The sequence below is a fragment of the Kitasatospora sp. NPDC056531 genome (assembly GCF_042794375.1).
Lineage (GTDB): Bacteria > Actinomycetota > Actinomycetes > Streptomycetales > Streptomycetaceae > Kitasatospora.
In genome coordinates this window covers 1-3,277 of record NZ_JBHTTU010000255.1, presented here as the reverse complement: position 1 = coordinate 3,277, position 3,277 = coordinate 1, and the positions used below count along the sequence as shown (strand labels likewise).

General features: G+C 69.4%; 3 protein-coding genes and 1 pseudogene. 1 reads left to right on the top strand and 3 read right to left on the bottom strand.

The window, feature by feature from the left end; translation table 11 throughout:
* Positions 1 to 293 precede the first annotated feature (293 nt).
* The 3 genes from ACFQ87_RS45235 to ACFQ87_RS45225 form a co-directional block, all read right to left on the bottom strand.
* On the bottom strand, positions 294 to 440 hold the full coding sequence (locus ACFQ87_RS45235) for a hypothetical protein (protein ID WP_380616880.1): 147 nt from the start codon (positions 438 to 440) through the stop codon (positions 294 to 296).
* Positions 441 to 495: 55 nt separating this feature from the next.
* Positions 496 to 921: a hypothetical protein gene (locus ACFQ87_RS45230; RefSeq protein WP_380616879.1), complete on the bottom strand. Its 426-nt coding sequence runs from the start codon at positions 919 to 921 to the stop codon at positions 496 to 498.
* Positions 922 to 1,473: 552 nt separating this feature from the next.
* Complete coding sequence (locus tag ACFQ87_RS45225; RefSeq protein ID WP_380616878.1) at positions 1,474 to 2,361, bottom strand: SDR family oxidoreductase; 888 nt, start codon at positions 2,359 to 2,361, stop codon at positions 1,474 to 1,476.
* A gap of 63 nt (positions 2,362 to 2,424) precedes the next feature.
* Between ACFQ87_RS45225 and ACFQ87_RS45220 the strand changes: the two are divergent.
* Positions 2,425 to 2,667, top strand: a pseudogene (locus ACFQ87_RS45220) (TetR/AcrR family transcriptional regulator); the annotation flags it as partial.
* Between the last annotated feature and the right edge of the window lie 610 nt (positions 2,668 to 3,277).

Below are 3,277 nucleotides of genomic sequence, written 5' to 3'. Positions count from 1 at the left end.
CGGTTTGACGAGTGAGACCTGCTAGCGGGCGGCCCGGATCAACCTCGGCCTCGGCAACTCCTCCGGAAGCGGAAACCTCGCGGCGGCCACCAGGTCGGCGGCAGCCACCCCCGCGCCCCGGCGAGGCTGCCTCACGCGGGTGGCCTGAGCAACTCGTGTCTGTTGAAGGCCGGTTGCCGCATGGGCAGACGCGGGCTGGCTGTCAACCTCGATTTGTCATGAGCGAAGGCTCCGGTCCGGACCGAGCGGTCCGCCCGGAGCCCTCCATGTGTTCGACGCGCACCGATGGACGGTCACCCAGCCCGCTCGTCCCGCACCGCGCGGACCGCCACCAGCGCCACGATCGCCGTTACCAGTACACCGAGCACCACCCAACCGGTCACCGTGGTGAACAGGAACCGGAACAACCCGCGGATCAGGACCCGCCCGATGAACTTCATTCGCGAACCGTACCCAACACCCGGGAACGGGCCGACGAGCCCCCGCCCGGGTCGGCTACCTGCCTCCCCAGACGAACAGGAAGAGCACGAGGGGGACCAGACTCAGCAGGACACCGATCACTTTGCCGATCGGGCCGCCGTTCCTCCGACCTGCGAGCAGCAGTACAACGCCGGACGGGAAAACGGCCACGAAGATCGGCAGCGGGATCAGCAGGAACGCGAGAGAGAGCATGATCTCGATGCCGAACTGCAGCCAGCCGACGACAAGGCAGGCCACACGAAAGCCCCAACGCCCTGGCACCGCCAGGGGAATCAAGGTGCTGAAGCCGGCCAGACACCACGTGACGAGGGTTTCTCCATCGGCGCCTGCCTCACCCGTCACGTACGCGACCGCGTAAATCAGCCACGAGGCACCGGCCCACGCGGCGAGCCCCCACGGCCGAGGCTCGGCGTAACGCGACGACAACGATCCGGTCATCATCCACCCCCAAGGATGCTTTGAACATGTTCAAGATTATTGAACGCGTTCAAAATAGCACCACCGGTGCCAGCAGACCGCCAGACACCCACTGCGGCCTCAACCTCCAGACCTTCTGACCGCGCTGCCACTCACAACAGGCACAGGACACACTCGAAAGGTCGCGCTACGTCACTGTGTCTGGTGTAGAGCCACTCCTGGTAGGAGCTCCGCCGGCCTTCACCTCCGCCGGCATCCGGTGGCAATCCACACTCCCGACCATCCCGCCGCCGGCGGCGAGGCGCAGCCCGGCGCGGGTGTGTCCAGTGAACTTGTACAGACCCTCTCCCTCCTCAGCCTGGTTCTGAAGCAGACGACGAGGACCAGGGTGGACGAGCCGGCGGACAAGCAGGTGTGCGCGTTGCCGGGCCGCCGAGGGGACACAGGGCGGTTGACTGCGCCTCCTGTCGGTACGAACCTCCCGAGCCCACGCGCCGGGCAGGCCCCGGCGGCGCAGGCGGCCGGAGTGACCTCGGACTGAGGTTGCGGCCGGGGACGCAGGGCGGGCCGACGGGGTCACGAACCCTCCGGACCCTCCGTGAACGCGGTGACGTGGTCAGCGGCCCACTGACGAAACGTTCGCGGCGCCGTCCCGAGGATGTCGGCCACCGCACTGGTGACGTACGCGGGCTGTCCGACCGCCGCGCTCCACGCGGCGAGCAGCATGTCGACGACAGAGCTGGGCGCCGCACCCTCCGACAGGCTCCGGAACTCGTCCGGCGTCATCTCCTCGAATGCGATCCGTCGCCCCAGGACGTCACCGATGACGTCCACCTGCGCGGCGTGGGTCAGCGATTCGGGGCCCGTGAGGACGTAATCACCTCCGACGTATTCGTCCTGATAGAGGGTCCGCGCCGCGACGGCTGCGACGTCGCGGTCGTCGACCGGTGCCGTCTCGGCGGCGCCGTAGGGCCACCGGACGGGCCCGCCCTTCCGGATCGCGGGCGCCCACCAGGCCAGCGAGTTCGACGTGAGCATCCCTGGCCGGATGATCGTCGACTCGAGTCCGGTGGCCGCGATGAGCCGCTCGATGTCGGCGTGCAGCACCGCCATGGGGTTGGGCTGCTGGAAGAAGGGGTGCGGCGTCTGGTGCGGGGAGGAGAGGAAGACGACCCGCCGCACGTGGGCCGCCAGCCGCCCCATGACTGCCGGGGCGGTCCGAGGCGGTGCGGTCCAGACGAGGAAGGCCGCACCGACGCCGTTCAACGCCGGGTCGAGCGACTCGGGCACGGTGAGGTCGCCGGTGAAGACCTCGACCTTCGCCGGCAGCATCGCCGCTGCCTCGGGGCGATGGGTGAGGGCGCGGACCGGCACGCCCGCGTCGAGGAGTTGGTCGAGGACGACGCGGCCGACCCGGCCCGTCGCCCCGGTCACGAGCACGGGAGGAATGTCTGTCTGACTCATGCCACCCATAAAAACGTTACTGGGTTAAAAAAGCAACTCGGTCATGAATTTTGCGGTAGTCAGATGAGCGAGCCGACGGGACTGCGAGCCCGCAGGAAGGACCGGACGCGCGACGCCATCGCCGACGCGGCCGTATCGCTGTTCCTGGAGCACGGCTGCGACCTCGTCCCGGTCGACGACATCGCCGCGGCCGCCGAAATCTCCGAGCCGACCCTCTTCCGGTACTCCCCCACCAAGGAAGACCTGGTACCGCACCGATTCGCGGACCGCCAGGGCGAGGCGGCACGCGTCGTACGTGACGGCGGATCCGCCTGGTCGAGGGTGTGCCAACCGTCCCGGCCGAACCGGCGCTAGACCGGTCCGTCGGCGCCGAGGCGGCGCAACAGCGGGAGGGTGGTGGCCGGCCACGACCGGCAGCGCGCGGTGGTGGTTGCGGGCGTGGACGGCGTCGCCGCCGTACACAGGCGCGTGCCAGGAGGTCCCGGAGGCGGTCTCGGCCTCGGCCATGCGGTGCAGCAGCCGCTGGTGGTCCCGCTTGGCCCTCTCCTCCTTCTGCTCCGGGGTGAGGGGCCCCGCTCTGGGTCGGGTGCGCTTGCGGCCGGCCTCCAGGTCCAGGGCGACCGTCGGCAGGCCCTCGCGGCCAGCCGACGGGTAGACGGTGGGCCACGGCCGCAGGTCGTGCGTACGGCCCCAGGGGCGGCGCGGCGAGACCTCGAAGGCCGCCTTCGCCGCGCCCTTCGCCGGGAGCTCGCACCAGGTGCGGTAGGAGGTGAGCTTCTCGACGAGCGTGCCGACGCCCTCGTTCTCGCGGTCGACCTCGACTAGATGATTGATGCCAAGGGCTCGCCGGCGCGCATGACATGAAGCGAGGGAGTCCAGAGATCGGTTGTGACGCCTGATCTGGACTCCCTCGCCA

Coding starts and splice junctions, on each gene's coding strand:
- ACFQ87_RS45235 (WP_380616880.1), bottom strand. CDS start 440: ATGAAGTTCATCGGGCGGGTCCTGATCCGCGGGTTGTTCCGGTTCCTG.
- ACFQ87_RS45230 (WP_380616879.1), bottom strand. CDS start 921: ATGATGACCGGATCGTTGTCGTCGCGTTACGCCGAGCCTCGGCCGTGG.
- ACFQ87_RS45225 (WP_380616878.1), bottom strand. CDS start 2,361: ATGAGTCAGACAGACATTCCTCCCGTGCTCGTGACCGGGGCGACGGGC.